Here is a 15601-nt window from a genome sequence, read left to right on the forward strand (position 1 = left end):
ACAGACGTGCCAGATAGTAGACCAGGCGTCAAGCCTTAGACACATTGACCAAGGAGTCGACATGGAGACCGACCGACGCGGAGCGGCTTCCGACCGGTCCGGGTCCGAATGGAACCGGGTGGTGGCCCTGCACAAGGAGCGGCTGCGCGCGGCCATCGGGGAGGCCGCGGTGGAGATCGCGGTCGAGAAGGGGCTGTCCGGCACCACCATGTCGAAGATCGCGGAACGGGCCGGCGTGTCCAGGGCCACGGCCTACAACTACTTCAAGGACGTCGAGCACGCCCTGCTGTCCGTGGTGAGCGACGAAGTCGACCGGTTCTACGGGCAGTTGCGCGAGCGGCTGGACGGAGTGACCGGCGCCCGGGCCGGGCTGGAGGCGTTCCTGACGGCGCACCTGGAGTACTTCGCCCGGCCGGACCGGCGCTCGGCGGCCCTGCAACTCCAGGCGCTCGGCATCAGCCCCGCGATCCGGGAGCGGATGACCGCGCACACCGACCGGCTGCGCGCCCTGCTGTCGGACGTGCTGGACAGCGGCCGCCGCGAGGGCGTCTTCAGCGAGCAGGTCAGCCCCGACCGGCACGCCGAACTCCTCATGCACCTGCTGTCGGCCACCCGGCAGCAGCTGCTCAGAGGTGACGTGCCGGTGGACACCCTCGCCGCCGACCTGCGGCTGCTGGTCGGGTCGGGGCTGTGTCAGCCGCGCCCGGAGCCGTCGGCCTGACCGGTGCCGGCCGGGCCCGCGACCTCGGACGTGCGCGGGCGCGCGTAGCGGAAGACGCACATGTGGTGCCCGTCGGTCCGGCGGCGCAGGCTCGCGACGGACAGGTGCGGGAAGGCCCGCCGGGTCGCCTCGAAGTCGAGTTCGCACAGGATCGGACGTGGCTCGCTCAGCCCGAGGTCCTCGGCGGCGCTCAGGCACATGCAGGTGCGGCACACCTCCATGACCACGTCCTCGTCGTCGGTGGAGACGTCGATCGCCTCCTCCAGGAAGCCCATGGCCGCGAACTTGGGCAGGGCCTTGCCGAAGCCCTCGGCGAGCGAGCATCCGGTGATCAGCGGCCCCATCCGGGCGGCCTGGCGCTCCGGGTAGCCCTCCAGGAGGATCTCCGTCGCCTCTTGCGGGCCGCGCTCGGCCTCCAGCTCCAGATAGCGGCGCATCCGGTCGCGGAGCATCCGCCGGGTCTGCTCCCGCTTGCCGGTGCCGTCCTCGGTGGCCGGGCCGCTCGGCGTGGCGGGGGCCTGGGTGGTGTCGGTCATGGTGCGTCTCCTCGTCCTGCGGATACGGATGGGCCGGGCGCCGCGCGGAGGGCGGCGAGCACCTCGCCCGCGGCGCGACGGGCGTCGCGGACGCAGTCGTTGACCGCGACCCCGTGGTAGGCGCTGCCGCACAGGTGCAGACCGGGCAGCCCGGCAGCCGCGGTCAGCACCGTGCGCACGCGGTCGCCGTGGCCGGGCGCGTACTGCGGGATGGCCTCGGGCCACACGTGGTCGTGGCGGAACACCGGGCCGGCCGCGGCGCCGAACAGGGCGGTGACGTCGTGGTGCACCGCGGCCACCGCCTCGTCGCTGCCGAGCGCGGTGAACCCGGGGTCCTCGGCGCCGCCGGCGAAGGCCCGCAGCAGGACGCCGTCCGGGGGTGCGCTGTCGGGGAAGACGGCCGAGCTGTGCACGGTGCCGAGGATCCGGGTGGGCTCCGAGGGCACGGTCAGATACCCGAAGCCGCGGGGTACGGCCGCCAGTTCGCGGCGCCGGTAGCCGACGGACACCACCCGTACCGGCGCGTACCGCACGGCGGCGAGTGTCCCGGCGGCGTCCGGCAGGAGCGGCGCCAGCAGCCGCGCGGCGGCCGGTGCGGGTACGGCGAGCACGACGTGGTCGGCACGGACCGGCCCGTCGGTCGCCGTGCCGACGAGCCATCCGCCTGCGCGCCCCGGGTCGCGCTGAAGGCCCGTCACGGACCGCCCGGCCAGCAGCCGGTCGCCGAGCCGGTGCACCAGGCCGTCCACCAGCACTTGCATGCCGCCGTCGGCGAAGCCGGTCAGCCTCGGTGGCGGCCCGAGGCGGCCGGCAGCCCGGCGCAGGCGGGCGCGCAGGGCGGCGAGCAGCAGGCTGCGCCGGTCGTGTTCGAGGGCCCGGATGCGGGGGAAGGCCGCGTCGAGGCTGGTGGCCCGTGGGTCGCCGGCGGTGACGCCGTGCGCCAGGGGCGCCGCCAGCAGGTCGGCGGCCTGCTGCCCGAACCGGCGGGCCAGGAAGCCGTGCACGGTCTCCTCGCCTGCCGCCGGTCCGATCAGCGGCTCGGCCAGGATCCGGGCCTTGGCGACGGGCGACAGCAGCGGGGACGTGACGAAGGCGGCCACTCCCAGCGGCAGGGGCAGCAGCCGTCCGCCGCGCAGCAGGAACCGTTCCCGAGCAGTGTCCGCGGCCGGCCGCAGCCGGTGGCCGAAGCCCAGGGCCTCGGCGAGGGTGCGGGTGTCGGTGCCGTTGTCCAGGAAGCCGTTGGGCCCCAGGTCGACGGTGTAGCCGTCGGCGCGGTGGGAGGCGATCTTGCCGCCTGCGGCGGGCTCCGCCTCGAAGACCGTCACGTCCGTGCCCGGCCGCCCGGTGAGGAGTTCGAAGGCGACGGTCAGCCCGGTGATGCCGCCGCCGACGACGGCGACGTGCTGCCGTGCGCCGCTCACCGCGGCGCGTCCGGCGAAGGCCGCCCGTCCTGGGCCGGGTTGAGGATCTCGCGGCACGCGGAGTCGGTGCAGCCGGCGCAGCGCAGCGCGAACTGCGGGCCGCACACCGCTCCGGAGCCGAGGTGGTCGGCCACCACCTGGGCCATGGCGTCCAGGAAAAACGGGTCGTCATTGGGGGCGGGCGCCCGCCGGAACGTGGTGACTCCCGCCTTCTCGGCGGCCTCGGCGAATTCGATGTCTATCTCCGACAGCGTGTCCAGATGATCTGTCGTGAAAATGATTCCCACTATCAGGACTTTGCGCCGGCCTTGTTTTCCGAGGGCCTGAATCACCGATTCCGTATTCGGCCCCTGCCATGCCACGGGACCCACGTCCGCCTGAAAGCACAGCGCGTACTCATAGCCATCTCCCACCTCGCGCATGACATCCCGGACCGTCCCCGCCACTTCCTGCAGATAAGGATCCCCTTTGTTGATCACCCGCTGCGGAAGGGAATGAGCGCTGAACAGCACCACCACGTCGCCCCGCTCCGATTCCGGGAAATCGGCGAGCCCCTCGCGCACCTTCGCGGCCATGGCCTGCACATACGCCGGGTGCGTCGACCAGCGGTCGACGACGCTCCAGCGGAACGCCCGCGCCATCCCCAGGCGCCGGGCGGACGCCCACAGGTCGTGGAGGCTGGAGCCGGTGGTGGAGCAGGAGTACTGCGGGTACTGCGAGAAGGCCACGGCCCGCCGCACCCCGTCCTGCGCCATCTGCCGCAGCGCCTGCTCGCTGCTCGGCTCGGTATAGCGAAAAGCCAGGTAGAAGCGGTGCGGCGTGGTCCCGGGGCTGAGCGCGTCAAGCCGTTTGACCAGCCCCTCGCCCTGCCGGACCGTCAGGTCGTGCAGCGGGGAGCCGCCGCCGATCCGGGCGTACGTCCGCTGCAGCCGCGGGGTGCGCAGGCGGGCGATCAGCGGGCCCAGAGCGGACTGCGCGGGCAGCTGGATGATCTCCCGGTCGGTGAACAGCCGCTCCAGAAATGGCCCGACCTCGGGCAGTGTACGGGGACCTCCGAGGTTCATCAGGACGACCCCGGTGGGACTCGGATTCTCATGCTCCATATACGGTCCACCCCCAATCCCGAGCGATCCTAGACACGCCCTTGACACTCAAACAAGACCCCTTACAGACTGTCTGGGTCTTAATTCGAGAACATCCGAATAACGGGGGCGGAGCATCCGGGATGAGTATTTTCCTCGACGCCGCTTCGGGTAAGGACACCCAGCGGGCACCCATCTGGATCATGCGTCAAGCCGGCCGATACCTGCACGAATACAACGCCTTCAAAGAGCGCTACGGCTTCTGGGAGATGTGCCGGAATCCCGAGGTCGCGGCCGAGATCACCCTGCTGCCCGTGCGGCGGTTCCCGCTCGACGCGGCGATCCTTTTCAGCGACATCATGACGCCGCTCGCCGATATGGGCGCGGAGATCGAATTCGCGCCCGGTCCGGTCGTCGCCCGGCCGGTGCGCACCCTCGCCGACGTGCAGCGTCTGCGGGTGCCGGGGCCCGAGGGCACGGCGCCCTTCGTCGCCGCCGCCATGCGCGCCGTACGCGAGCAGTGCCCGGTGCCGCTCATCGGCTTCGCCGGGGCACCGCTGACCCTGGCCACCTACCTGGTCGACGCGGGCGGCGCCGCCGACGGCCACGCCGGCTTCCGGGTCTGGCTGCACGCCGAGCCGGCCGCCGCCCGTCTGCTGCTGGACCGGCTCACCGACGTCACCATCGACTACCTGCGCATGCAGATCGCCGCCGGTGCGCAGACCGTGCAGCTCTTCGACAGCTGGGCCGGCTCCCACGACCCGGCCGTCTACGCCGAGTTCGGGCTGCCGCACGCCCGGCGCGTGCTGGCCGCCCTCGACGACCTCGGGGTGCCGCGCATCTACTTCGCGGTGGGCGCCCACCACCTGCTCGACCGCATCGCCGGCCTGCCCGCCGAGGTCGTCGGCGTGGACTGGCGCACCCCGCTCTCCGCGGCCCGCCGGGCGCTGCCCGGCCGGACGCTCCAGGGCAACCTCGACCCGGCCGCCCTCGTCTCCCGCCCCGAGGCCCTCGCCGACCGGGCCCGCGCCGTGCTGCGCGAGGGCCTCGGCGGAGCGCACATCTTCAACCTCGGCCACGGCATACGCCCGGACACGCCCGTCGGCCACGTGGAGCGCCTCGTCGAGACGGTGCACGCATTCGACCGGCATTCCGAAGCCGACAAGAAGGTGTCCGCATGACGAACCGTCGCGACCAGGTGCTGGCGTCGATGCTCGGCGTCCAGACCGCGCTCATCGAGGCCTTCGAGGAGTGCGACGGCACCTCCCGCTTCACCGCGCACGACTGGGAGCGGCCCGGCGGCGGAGGCGGCTGGGCCCGCATGCTGGAGGGCGGCGCGGTGTTCGAGCGCGCCGGGGTCAACGTCTCGGCCGTGCACGGGGACCGGGTGCCCGCCGCGATCAGCGACCGGCAGGACGTCGACCCCTGCGCCGGGTTCTTCGCCACCGGCCTGTCCACCGTGCTGCACCCGCGCAACCCCTGGGTGCCCGCCTTCCACGCCAACTTCCGCTACTTCGAGGTCGACGAGGGCCGGCAGGTGTGGTGGTTCGGCGGCGGCGCCGACATGACGCCCTCGTACGGCTTCGAGGAGGACGCCCGGCATCTGCACCGGACCCTCAAGGACTGCTGCGACACCTTCGCCCCGGACTTCTACCCGCAGGCGAAGAAGACCTGCGACGAGTACTTCTACCTGCCCCACCGGCAGGAGACCCGGGGCGTGGGCGGCATCTTCTTCGACCGGCTGCACCCGGACGGCCCCGACGGCTGGGAGCGCGCCTTCCGGTTGATCCGGCGGGGTCTGAACAGCCTGATCCCCGCCTACTTACCGATCGTCCGGCGGCGGATGCGCACCCCGTACGGCGACCGCGAGCGCCGCTGGCAGCTGCTGCGCCGCGGGCGGTACGTGGAGTTCAACCTCATCCACGACCGCGGCACCCAGTTCGGGTTGCAGAGCCGCGGCAACACCGAGGCGATCCTGATGGCGCTGCCGCCGCTGGCGTCCTGGAGCTTCGACGTCACCCCGGAGCCGGGCAGCGAGGAGGAACGTCTCTCCGGGTTCCTGCGGCCACGGGACTGGCTCGCCACCGAGACGGGCGGAGTCGTGCGATGACCGTCGTCACCGGGGTGAGCCACCACACCGCCGGGCCGTCGGTGCTCGAACGGTTCGCGCTGACCGCGCCCGAGGCCGCCGCGCTGCTCGACCGGCTGGCCCGCTCCCCCGCCCACGCCGAGACCGTCGTGCTGGCCACCTGCAACCGCGTCGAGGTCTACCTGGAGTCCGAGCGGCCCGCCCGCGCCGTCGACGAGACCGTCCGTGCCCTGAGCGAGGTCACCGGCGTCGCCGCCGACGACGTCCGCACCCTCCTGTACACCCACCGGGGCGCCGACGCGGTGGGGCACCTGTTCGGGGTCGTGTGCGGCCTGGACTCGATGGCGCTGGGCGAGCCCCAGATCCGCGGCCAGGTGCGCGCCGCCTACGGTCGCGCCGCCGAGCACGGCACCACCGGCCCGGTGCTGCACGAGCTGTTCCAGCACGCCCTGCGCACCGGGAAACGGGTGGAGAGCACCACCGGCGTCGGCCGGGCCGCCGCCGACCTGGTCGGGGTCGCGCTGGACGCGGCGACCGACCTTCTGGGCACTCTCTCCGGCCGGCCGGCCGTGGTCGTCGGCGCCGGTGCGCTCGGCGCGCTGGCCGTGGCCGCGCTGCGCCGCGCCGGGGCACAGGACCTCGTCGTGGTCAACCGCGGCCGCGAGGCGGCCCGGCAGCTGGCCGAACGGCACGCCGTACGGGCCGCCGGACTGGACGACCTGCCGGGGCTGCTCGCCCGCGCGGGCCTCGTCGTCGCGGCCACCGGGGCGAGGGAACCGGTCGTCACCGCCGATCTGGTCGCGGCGGCCCGCACGGGCGGGAGCGAACACACCGTCGTCTTCGTGGACTTGTCGCTGCCGCGCAACGTCGACCCGGCCGTGGCCCGGCAGCCCGGCGTCCGGCTGGTCGACCTGGCCGGGCTGGAGCCCCGGCTGAAGGAGGCCTCGGCGCAGGTGCCGGTGCAGGAGGCACAGCGCATCGTCGCCGAGGAGACGGCCGCCTTCCTGGCCGGTCGGCACCAGGCGACGGTGGTCCCGCTCATCGTCGCCATGCGCCAGAACGCGCTGACCATCGCGCAGACCGAGGTCACCCGGCTGCTCGGCCGGGCACCGGCACTGGCCGACCACGTGCGCGGCGAGGTGGAGCAGACCGCACGCCGCATCGCCGAGAAGATCGTCCACCGGCCCACGGTCCGGGTCCGGGAGATGGCCGCACAGCCCGGTGGCCACGCCTATGTCGCCATCTTGAACGACCTGTTCGGCGGGGCGGAACACCCGGCGCCGCCGGAGTCCGCGGCCGGAAGGGAGACGCCATGACACTCCGGACCCCGGCCACGGCCCGCTGGACGGCGGTGCCCGGCACCGCCGCGCGCACGCTGCGCATGGGCACCCGGCGCAGCGCCCTCGCCCTCGCCCAGTCCGCCGCCTTCGCCCACGACCTGGCCCGGGCGACCGGCGCCCGCGTGGAGACGGTCGGCATCACCACCGAGGGCGACACCAGCACCGCCGCCGTCACGGCCATGGGCAGCACCGGCGTCTTCGTCCAGGCGGTGCGGGCCGCGCTGCTCGCCGGGCAGATCGACTTCGCCGTCCACTCGTACAAGGACCTGCCCACCGCCGCACCGGAAGGGATCGCGGTCGCCGCCGTGCCGGCCCGCGAGGACCCGCGCGACGCCCTGGTCACCGCCGACGGGCGCCCCCTGGACCGGCTGCCCGCAGGCGCCCGCGTCGGCACGGGCTCCCCGCGCCGGGCCGGGCAGCTGGCGGCGCTGCGCCCCGGGATCGCCGTGGTGCCGCTGCGCGGCAACGTGGACACCCGGCTGGGCCGGGTACGCGACGGCGAGCTGGACGCCGTGGTGCTCGCCGCCGCCGGCCTGGCCCGGCTGGGCCGGCTCGGCGAGGCGGCCGAGCTGTTCGCCCCCGACCGGCTGGTGCCGGCACCCGCGCAGGGCGCGCTCGCCGTGGAGTGCCGTTCGGACGGCACCGAACTCGCCCTGCTGCTGGCCGTGTTGGACGATCCGCCGACCCGGGCGGCGGTGGAGGCCGAACGGGCGGTGCTCGCCGAGCTGGAGGCCGGGTGCAGCGCACCGGTCGGCGCCCACGCCCGGCTCGCCGGGCCCGCCAGGCGGCCGGTGCTCGGCCTGTGCGCCGTCATCACGTCCCCGGACGGCCGTCGGCGTACCTTCCGCCGTGCCACGGCGTCCCTCGATCCCGGCGAGGCGGCCGCGACGGCCCGCGACCTGGCCCGGGTGCTGCGCAAGGAGCACGACGCCGAGGACGCGCAGGCGACGGCGGACACGGACGGAACGGATCACGTACGACGAGAGGGCGAAGACCGATGACGCAGCGACCGGCGACGGCCGACGGCGCACTCCACCTCACCCAGCGGCCCCGGCGGCTGCGCCGCACCCCGGCGCTGCGGAGGCTGGTCGCCGAAACCCGTTGGCACCCCGGCCAGTTGCTGCTTCCGCTGTTCGTCAAGGAGGGGATCGACGAGCCCGTCCCGATCCCCTCGATGCCGGGCGTGGTGCAGCACACCCTGCGTCTCTGCGCAAGGCGGCGCGGGAGGCGGTGGCCGCCGGGGTGGGCGGGCTGATGCTGTTCGCCGTCCCGGAGCGCAGATCATCCTCACCTAGTGGGCGGCCGAGGCGGCCCGCTGGACGTCCTGACGCCCGTCAGTCCGCCCCGTCGCGGCGCACCGGGTACGGCACGAACGTGCTGCTGTTCTCGTCGATGGCGAGGGGCTGTCCCAGCGGGGGCACCGCCCGCTGGGGGCAGTCCAGGCGCTCGCAGATGCGGCAGCCCATGCCTATCGGGGTCGCGGCCGAGGCGTTGTCGAGGTCGAGGCCGTCGGAGTAGACGAGGCGGGAGGCGTGCCGGATCTCGCAGCCCAGGCCGATGGCGAAGGTCTTGCCGGGCTCGCCCCAGCCGCCCCGGTGCCGGGTGACGGTGCGGGCCGTCCACAGGTAGCGGCCGCCGTCGGGCATGGCGGCGATCTGGACGTGGATGCGGCCGGGGGCGGCGAACGCCTCGTAGACGTTCCACAGGGGGCAGGTGCCGCCCGCGCGGGAGAAGTGGAAGCCCGTCGCGGACTGCCGCTTGGACATGTTGCCCGCGCGGTCCACGCGTACGAAGGAGAAGGGGACCCCGCGGCGGCGCGGGCGCTGGAGGGTGCTCAGCCGGTGGCACACCGTCTCGTAGCCGAGCCCGTACCGGTCGGTGAGCCGCTCGATGTCGTAGCGCAGCTCCTCCGCGGCGGCGTGGAAGCCGGTGTACGGCAGGACGAGGGCGGCGGCGAAGTAGTTGGCGACGCCGATCCTGGTCAGCGACCAGGTGGTGGAGCCCTGTTCGTGGTCCTCGGAGGCCAGGGCGGAGAGCAGGGCGCCGTGTTCCAGGAGGGCGAGCTGGGTGGCCATCCGGAAGGCCTGCTGGCCGGGGCGCAGCCGGGGCGACAGGTGCAGGGTCCGGTCGGCGGGGTCGTAGTGGTGCAGCCGGTCGGAGTCGGTGGCGATGCGCACCCCGTGCCGCCCAGTGAGCCGGGCGGCGAGGGCGCGCAGCGCTTCGCCGGGCCGGATGCCCAGTTCGCGGGCCAGCTCCTCGGCCGCGGTGTCGGCTTCGTGCAGGTAGTTCCGGCGGCGGTAGAAGAACTCGCGGATCTCCTCGTGCGGGGTGCGGGGCGCGGGCCGGCAGGCCGGGCCCGCGCGGCCCTCGTCCGCCTCGGCGAGCTGCTCGGTCAACGCCTGGTTGCGGCGGCCGAGATCGAGCAGGACCGTGGCGACGGCGGGTAACCTGCAGGCGAGTTCGGACAGGTCGGAGGGCGAGACCCGGGCGGCGGTCACCTCGTCGGCGAGCGCCTCGCGCAGGTCGGCGAGGACCCGGCTGGTGTCCCGTTCGGAGAAGAACCCGGGGTCCACGCCGAACGCCTCGGTCAGCCGGAGCAGGACGGGCACCGTCAGCGGCCGGGAGTCGTGCTCCATCTGGTTGAGGTAGCTGGGGGAGATGGCGAGCAGCCGCGCCAGTTCCGCCTGGCTCAACCCGCGTTCCTCGCGCAGCCGTCGCAGCCGTGCCCCGGCGTATGTCTTGCTCACACTGGCTCCCCCTTCACTCCCCCTTCACAGTGCCAACCGGGCACAGCCTACGGTCCCGGGCGTCACCGTGCGTACCAGATGCCGGGCGCACCGTGTCCGGTTATCCCCCTTGGGGGACGTGTGAAGAACGTGAAGAATCCTCGGTCGACGCACCCAGCATCTCGTGTCACAACCGTGAGGAGAATGCCATGCGCTCGATCCCGAGGGCCCTCGCCCTCACCGCCGCGGCCCTCGCCGCCACCGCCGCCGCCACGCTTCCGGCGACGGCCGCCCCGGCGGGCGCCGACGCCAACGGCAAGGCCATGACCTGGACTTTGCTGGCCGACGGCCCCAGCGGCACGATCCAGGTGGGCGGCGGCCCGCTGAGCAATCCGTACCAGGGCGACACCCCGACGACCACCGCGCTGCCGGTGCTCTGCCTCAAGGTCGACGGCAGCCCCGCGCCGCCCGGCATCAACCCGGGCTTCTACGCGGGCTGGGCCCGGGGCTCCGTCGCGGCGAGCAATCCGGTGCGCGGCACCCGCCTCACCAGCCGGGCCGTCGCGGACAGCGTGTGCGTCAACACCTTCGGCACGGGCTGGCGGATGGCGGAGTTCCACGACGGCAGATACGGGCCGAACCTCGAGAACTCGGGCGGCTGGAGCTACTGGGCGTACGGGGACGTGCCGCTGGGCACCCGCTTCTGGACGGCCATCAACGACCAGCCGGCCAACCCCTGGAACTGACCCCGGCGGCGCCCGGCCGGGACGCGGGCCCCGCCGCCCGGCCGGGCCCGCTCACCCCTCGTAGGCGTCCACCAGCCCCTGGACGTCGATCTTCTTCATACCGAGCATGGCCTTCATCACCCGCCCCGACCGCACCGGGTCGGGGTCGCTCAGCAGCTCGGGAAGCTTCCTCGGCACGACCTGCCAGGACAGGCCGAACCTGTCCTTCAGCCACCCGCAGGGGCCCTCCTCGCCGCCCTCGCCGAGCCGGGCCCACAGCGCGTCGACCTCGTCCTGGTCCGCGCAGTCGATGCTGAGCGAGAGGGCCTCGGTGAACGTGAACTGCGGCCCGCCATTGAGGGCGATGAAGCGCTGCCCCGCCAGCTCGAAGGTGACGGTCATGACCGTGCCCGGCTCGCCGGGGCCCTCCTGGCCGTACCGCTGCACGTCCACGATCCGGGATCCGCCGAAGACGGACGTGTAGAACTCGGCGGCTTCCTCGGCCCGGCCGTCGAACCACAGGCAGGGCGTGATCTTCTGCATGGGGCGCTCCTCGCTCCTCGCTTCTCCGCATCCGCTTCCGCTTCCTCCTCGCCCGCCCGCGGCAAACCGAAGGATCACGGACGAACCAGTCGCACGTGCTCCTACCCGCGTGGCAGCATTCTGTGACCTGCCGGCCGCGGGAGCAGCCGGAGGGAGGGGGCTGAGCGATGCGGGAACCTCTGACGAGACCGCTGGGCATCCAGGGCGTCGAAGGGCTCTACCAGGACTGCCGCGCCCGGGTGCAGGACGGCCGCGGGGACGGGGGCCCGCACGGGCTGCCGGTGCTCGTCCTGGTCGGCCGGCACGGCAGCGGCAAGACCACGGCCCTGGAGTGGCTCGGCTACCTGGGCTCGAACCGCCCCCACGCCCTCTACGACTTCGGCTCCGCGGCCCCGCGACGGCCGCACGAGGTCGCCGGCCGGCTGGCCTACGGGCTCTCGCACCGCTTCGCCCGCCTGCCCGCGCTCCTCTTCCCCCGGCTCACCCTGGGCCTGGTGGTGGTCGACCCGAACCTCTCGCTCGACGCCAACGACTCCCGCAGGGCCGGTGCCCAGCTGCGCCGTGCGCTGCAGGACTCCCGCGACCACACCGTGGCCGCCGACCGCGCCGCCGAGGTGGCCGGGCTGCTCCAGGACCTGAACCTGGTGCAGATACCCGGCGTCGGCCTGCTGGCCGGCCTGATCCGCCATCCGCCGCGGCTGCCCCTGAGCGTGGCGCGCCGCACCGGCTTCGCCTGGTACGCGGGGCCGCACACCCCGCTGGCCGAGCTGGTCCACCTCAACCAGCTCAGCAAGAGCGAGGCCCCCGCCGACCGGACGGCCGTCGACCGGCGGCTGTGCGCCGCCTTCCTGGCCGACCTGCGGGGCGAGTACGAGCGCCGCCGCCGCGACCGCAACTGCGTGGTGCTGCTGGACAACGTCGACGCCGACGGCGGGCGGGACTTCCTCGACCTGCTGATGCAGCTCCGCGACGCCGCCGCCGAACCGGACCCGCTGCTCGTGGTGGCCACCGCCTCCGACGCGGGGAAGATCCCCGGTCCCTTCGCCCCCGGACCGGCCGGGGTGTGGATCCGCTCGCCCGAACAGGCCTCGTACGCCGACTGGGAGCAGGCCGTCCCGGACCCGCCGCCGGATGCGTCGTGGCGCTGGTACTGCGTCCAGCTGCGCGATCTGACCGCGGGCGAGGTCTCACAGCTCGGCGCCCCGGTCGCCGCGCGCCTGCCGGAGGCTCCGCCGCTGGTGCACCGGCTGACGAGCGGACACCCGTGGAGCGCCCGGCAGTTGCTGGACGTCGCGGCGCACTGGGCGGGGCGCGAGGACTGCGGAACGCTCCTGCGTGCGATCCTCTCCGCCCCCGCTCCCGCCGCCCAGCCTTCGGAGCCGTCCGAGGGCGCGCCCGGACCGCCGCCGCTCGACCGCGCGATGCTGCTGCATCTCCTCGAGGCCCTGACCGACGACCAGCGGGCCGCGCTCGTCCTCTGCTCCGCCGCCCGGGAGTTCGACGCCGCGAGCGACGCGGGCCTGCTCGACGCCTTCTCGCTCCAGACGCGCAACACACTGGCCAGCGAAATAGGCACCCGGCTCTGGCTGGTCGACCCCCTTCCCCAGGACGCGGGCGCACGCGGCGGCCGGGGCTCCGGCTATCTGGAGCACGCCCATCCGAACCCGCTGCCCGCACGGCCGGTCCTGCACCCCTGGCTGCGCCTGCTGCTCTCCCAGGAGCTGGCCCGCTCCCCCGAGCGCTGGGACGCGGTGCACGAGCAGCTGCGCACCTGGCACCTGCTGCACGGGCACCCGCTCGACGTCCTCTACCACGCCCTCGCCCTGCACCGCCTGGACGACGTCGTCGACCACCTCGCCCACGGGCTGACGGAACCGGTCGACACCGACGCTTGGTTGTACGGGCTGTACGCCGTCACCGCCGCACCGCTGCGCGAACCGGTGGTGCCCGAAAGCTCCGCGACCCTGCGGGTGGACCGGCTCGCGGCCGAGCTGGCCCCGCGCACCTTCGGCGGCGAGCGCACGGCGCTGACCATGCTGGTGACCGCGCTGTGGCTGGCGACGGACCCCCGCAACCGGCTGCCCGGTGCGCGCCCCGAACTCAACCTCACCATCAGCTCGATGTTCCAGGACCTGGCCCTGCGCTCCAACCCCCGCCGGGTCGGGCTCAGGCACGAGGCCGCCAAGTACATCTGAGCACCCGGTACACCGAGCCAGGCAAGGAGCCGACACCATGCGCCTGAACACCGGTCCCGATCCGATCGCCCCGTGGTGGAGAGGCTGGCAGGGCATCGTCGTGCTCGTGGTCGTCGCCGCGCTCCTGGCCGGTGGCGTCTTCTGGCTGACCCGGCCGTCGGAGGAGGACGACAGCTGTGCCTCCGGCGTGGCCGGCCTGCGCTGGGCCGGGTCCGGCGACGCCCGGGAGTGCGTGGGCGTCATGACCGAGGACGCCTACGCCTTCGACCCCGGCCTCAAGGACGTCGTCGAAAGGATCGCCGCGGAGAACCGGCGGGTCCGCGACCAGTGGGAGAAGCCGGGCGCCGGGAAGAGCCCCGTCCCCTACGTCAGGATCGCCCTGCTGACGCCCCTGACCTCGAGCGACAGCAGCGCCCTGCCCATCGAGGAGATCAGGTCCAGCCTGGAGGGCGCCTACACCGCGCAGTGCCGGGCCAACGCCTGCCCGGCCCTGCCGGAGGAGAGCGCCACCGGCCTCCACGGACGGACGCCCCAGATCCAGCTGCTCCTGGCCAGTGAGGGACGGAACCAGACCCACTGGCAGCCGGTGGTGGACCAGCTGGCCGGGCTGACCGGCGGCAGGCACCCGCTGGTGGCCGTGGCCGGGATGGGCGTGAGCATCCCCGAGACCCAGGCCGCCGCCGACGAACTCGGCAGACACGGCATACCGGCGATCGGGGCCGTGCTGACCGCCACCAACATCAACTCGAAGACGCTGTTCAAGGTGTCGCCGTCCAATGCCGAATACGCCAGGGCCCTCCGCGTGCGCCTCGACCGGCTGCTGCCCCCGGACAAGCAGCACGGCTACCTGGTGTTCGACAGCAGGGACGACAACTTCGTGCGGACCATGCGGCAGGCCTACGACGACGTGTTCGCCGACTACATCGGCAAGCGGCGCGTGTCGTTCGTCGGAAGCACGGGCCTCAAACCGGAGGGCATGACGAAGCTCTTCGTCAACGCCGTCAACAACATCTGCCTGACCAGGAGCGAGCTGGTCTTCTGGGCCGGCCGGGGCCGTGACCTCGCCGACTTCGTGCGCGCACTGTCCACGCGCGGACAGTGCGGGCACGACAAGCCGATCACCATCGTGACGGGCTCGACGGGGGCCGTGCAGCAGGCCCACGAGGTGATGGGGCTGCTCAAGGACAACGGGATCTCCATCCTGGAGGCCTCCGCGACCGGTACCGAGCAATGGATCAAGGGAGTGCAGGCCCCGACCGGCTTCAAGCCCTTGTACCAGAGCTTCCACGACCTCAGGTTCCCGGACGCGGAACTGGCCGACGGCTACGCCGTCATGCACCACGACGCCGTGCTGACCGCGGTCTGGGCCACGCGCATCGTCACGGCCCAGACCGGCAAGGACAACCCGGACGTCCGGGACGTGTACAACCAGATCACCAATCTGCACGACGCCAGCCCGGTCCCCGCCGCCAGCGGCGAGCTGAGCTTCGACGACGCCTCCGACGGCTGGCCGCACAACAAGCCCGTACCCATGCTCCTGGTGCCGGCCGCCTCCGGCGACCCGGGGCCGCCGTACCGCACCTCGTGACGGCCGTTCCCGGCCCGTCCGGCCCCGCACGCGCTTCCGCCGACCCCGGCGAGGCGCCCCGGGCCCCCGCCCCGTACCGTCCTGCCATGAAGATCGTCGCCATCTCGGGCAGCCTGCGGGCCCAATCGGTCAACACCGCGGTGCTGCACACCGCCCTCGGACTCCTCGGCCCGGACGTGGAGACCGCCACCGCCGGCATCGGCACCCTCCCCCACTTCAACCCGGACCTCGACGGCGAGGGCGCCGTCCCGCCCGGGCCCGTCGCGGAGCTGCGCGCCGCCGTCGCCGGGGCCGACGCGGTGCTGATCGTCAGCCCCGAGTACGCGCGCGGCGTGCCCGGCGTGCTCAAGAACGCGCTCGACTGGCTGGTCAGCAGCGGGGAGTTCGTGGACAAGCCGGTCGCCGTGGTCACGGCCTCGCCCATGCCGAGCGGGGGCGACCACGCCAACGCCCAGCTGTGCGGGACGCTGCGGATGATGACGGGCGATGTGATCGACGATGCCTGCGTGTGCATCGGCATCATCGGCCCCAAGATCGACCGCACGGCCGGACGGGTCACCGACCAGGAGACCGTCGAGGCGCTGACCGCCGCCATGACGGCCCTGCGGCAGGCGGCCGCGGCCGGGCGGGCCTGA

General features: G+C 73.6%; 14 protein-coding genes and 1 pseudogene. 10 read left to right on the forward strand and 5 right to left on the reverse strand.

Features of this window, described 5'->3' with window-relative positions; genetic code table 11:
• The first annotated feature begins 61 nt into the window (after window positions 1-61).
• Window positions 62-721: a TetR/AcrR family transcriptional regulator gene (locus tag AC1Z4A_RS00955; protein ID WP_483675884.1), complete on the forward strand. Its 660-nt coding sequence runs from the start codon at window positions 62-64 to the stop codon at window positions 719-721.
• Here the strand turns inward: AC1Z4A_RS00955 and AC1Z4A_RS00960 are convergent.
• The 3 genes from AC1Z4A_RS00960 to hemH are packed head-to-tail and all read right to left on the reverse strand — an operon-like array spanning window position 694 to window position 3781.
• Window positions 694-1257 (reverse strand): L-2-amino-thiazoline-4-carboxylic acid hydrolase, encoded by a 564-nt coding sequence (locus tag AC1Z4A_RS00960; protein WP_483675885.1) that lies wholly within the window; start codon window positions 1255-1257, stop codon window positions 694-696. The genes AC1Z4A_RS00955 and AC1Z4A_RS00960 overlap by 28 nt on opposite strands.
• Window positions 1254-2678 carry a protoporphyrinogen oxidase gene (gene hemG / locus AC1Z4A_RS00965; protein ID WP_483675886.1) on the reverse strand — a complete coding sequence of 475 codons (1425 nt, stop codon included), beginning with the start codon at window positions 2676-2678 and terminating at the stop codon, window positions 1254-1256. Before hemG ends, AC1Z4A_RS00960 begins: the two co-directional genes overlap by 4 nt.
• Window positions 2675-3781 carry a ferrochelatase gene (gene hemH, locus AC1Z4A_RS00970; RefSeq protein ID WP_483675887.1) on the reverse strand — a complete coding sequence of 369 codons (1107 nt, stop codon included), beginning with the start codon at window positions 3779-3781 and terminating at the stop codon, window positions 2675-2677. Before hemH ends, hemG begins: the two co-directional genes overlap by 4 nt.
• Window positions 3782-3903: 122 nt before the next feature.
• Here hemH and hemE point away from each other — a divergent pair, with 122 nt between their 5' ends.
• The 5 genes and pseudogenes from hemE to AC1Z4A_RS00995 all read left to right on the forward strand — a co-directional run.
• Entirely contained in the window at window positions 3904-4941 is a 1038-nt protein-coding gene (gene hemE / locus AC1Z4A_RS00975; RefSeq protein WP_483675888.1) for a uroporphyrinogen decarboxylase, read from the forward strand.
• Window positions 4938-5870 carry an oxygen-dependent coproporphyrinogen oxidase gene (gene hemF, locus AC1Z4A_RS00980; protein WP_483675889.1) on the forward strand — a complete coding sequence of 311 codons (933 nt, stop codon included), beginning with the start codon at window positions 4938-4940 and terminating at the stop codon, window positions 5868-5870. The genes hemE and hemF overlap by 4 nt, the downstream gene beginning before the upstream one ends.
• A complete protein-coding gene (gene hemA, locus AC1Z4A_RS00985) occupies window positions 5867-7165 on the forward strand; it encodes a glutamyl-tRNA reductase (protein WP_483675890.1) in 1299 nt (432 codons plus the stop codon). Before hemF ends, hemA begins: the two co-directional genes overlap by 4 nt.
• A complete protein-coding gene (gene hemC, locus AC1Z4A_RS00990) occupies window positions 7162-8190 on the forward strand; it encodes a hydroxymethylbilane synthase (RefSeq protein ID WP_483675891.1) in 1029 nt (342 codons plus the stop codon). Before hemA ends, hemC begins: the two co-directional genes overlap by 4 nt.
• A pseudogene (locus tag AC1Z4A_RS00995) lies at window positions 8187-8476 on the forward strand (porphobilinogen synthase); the annotation flags it as partial. The gene hemC and the pseudogene AC1Z4A_RS00995, both read left to right, overlap by 4 nt.
• Window positions 8477-8523: 47 nt before the next feature.
• Here AC1Z4A_RS00995 and AC1Z4A_RS01000 read toward each other — a convergent pair.
• Entirely contained in the window at window positions 8524-9936 is a 1413-nt protein-coding gene (locus AC1Z4A_RS01000; RefSeq protein ID WP_483675892.1) for a short-chain fatty acyl-CoA regulator family protein, read from the reverse strand.
• Between the two features lie 188 nt (window positions 9937-10124).
• On the opposite strand from AC1Z4A_RS01000, the gene AC1Z4A_RS01005 reads away from it, so the two are divergent.
• Complete coding sequence (locus AC1Z4A_RS01005; protein WP_483675893.1) at window positions 10125-10661, forward strand: hypothetical protein; 537 nt, start codon at window positions 10125-10127, stop codon at window positions 10659-10661.
• 51 nt (window positions 10662-10712) lie between these two features.
• Here AC1Z4A_RS01005 and AC1Z4A_RS01010 read toward each other — a convergent pair whose 3' ends face one another.
• Window positions 10713-11183: a VOC family protein gene (locus AC1Z4A_RS01010; RefSeq protein WP_483675894.1), complete on the reverse strand. Its 471-nt coding sequence runs from the start codon at window positions 11181-11183 to the stop codon at window positions 10713-10715.
• A gap of 167 nt (window positions 11184-11350) precedes the next feature.
• On the opposite strand from AC1Z4A_RS01010, the gene AC1Z4A_RS01015 reads away from it, so the two are divergent.
• The 3 genes from AC1Z4A_RS01015 (at window position 11351) to AC1Z4A_RS01025 (ending at window position 15601) form a co-directional block, all read left to right on the forward strand.
• Window positions 11351-13378 carry a hypothetical protein gene (locus tag AC1Z4A_RS01015; protein WP_483675895.1) on the forward strand — a complete coding sequence of 676 codons (2028 nt, stop codon included), beginning with the start codon at window positions 11351-11353 and terminating at the stop codon, window positions 13376-13378.
• Between the two features lie 37 nt (window positions 13379-13415).
• Window positions 13416-14966 (forward strand): ABC transporter substrate-binding protein, encoded by a 1551-nt coding sequence (locus AC1Z4A_RS01020; RefSeq protein ID WP_483675896.1) that lies wholly within the window; start codon window positions 13416-13418, stop codon window positions 14964-14966.
• Window positions 14967-15052: 86 nt separating this feature from the next.
• Window positions 15053-15601, forward strand: coding sequence for an NADPH-dependent FMN reductase (locus tag AC1Z4A_RS01025; RefSeq protein ID WP_483675897.1), 549 nt, complete (start codon window positions 15053-15055; stop codon window positions 15599-15601).

It is taken from the genome of Streptomyces sp. 17_S59 (assembly GCF_056930295.1).

Excerpts from the sequence above, each read along its gene's own strand:
- AC1Z4A_RS01020 (WP_483675896.1), top strand. The coding sequence starts at position 13,416 with ATGCGCCTGAACACCGGTCCCGATCCGATCGCCCCGTGGTGGAGAGGC.
- AC1Z4A_RS00960 (WP_483675885.1), bottom strand. The coding sequence starts at position 1,257 with ATGACCGACACCACCCAGGCCCCCGCCACGCCGAGCGGCCCGGCCACC.
- hemF (WP_483675889.1), top strand. The coding sequence starts at position 4,938 with ATGACGAACCGTCGCGACCAGGTGCTGGCGTCGATGCTCGGCGTCCAG.
- AC1Z4A_RS01005 (WP_483675893.1), top strand. The coding sequence starts at position 10,125 with ATGCGCTCGATCCCGAGGGCCCTCGCCCTCACCGCCGCGGCCCTCGCC.
- AC1Z4A_RS01015 (WP_483675895.1), top strand. The coding sequence starts at position 11,351 with ATGCGGGAACCTCTGACGAGACCGCTGGGCATCCAGGGCGTCGAAGGG.
- AC1Z4A_RS01025 (WP_483675897.1), top strand. The coding sequence starts at position 15,053 with ATGAAGATCGTCGCCATCTCGGGCAGCCTGCGGGCCCAATCGGTCAAC.
- hemH (WP_483675887.1), bottom strand. The coding sequence starts at position 3,781 with ATGGAGCATGAGAATCCGAGTCCCACCGGGGTCGTCCTGATGAACCTC.
- AC1Z4A_RS01010 (WP_483675894.1), bottom strand. The coding sequence starts at position 11,183 with ATGCAGAAGATCACGCCCTGCCTGTGGTTCGACGGCCGGGCCGAGGAA.
- AC1Z4A_RS00955 (WP_483675884.1), top strand. The coding sequence starts at position 62 with ATGGAGACCGACCGACGCGGAGCGGCTTCCGACCGGTCCGGGTCCGAA.
- hemE (WP_483675888.1), top strand. The coding sequence starts at position 3,904 with ATGAGTATTTTCCTCGACGCCGCTTCGGGTAAGGACACCCAGCGGGCA.
- hemA (WP_483675890.1), top strand. The coding sequence starts at position 5,867 with ATGACCGTCGTCACCGGGGTGAGCCACCACACCGCCGGGCCGTCGGTG.
- hemC (WP_483675891.1), top strand. The coding sequence starts at position 7,162 with ATGACACTCCGGACCCCGGCCACGGCCCGCTGGACGGCGGTGCCCGGC.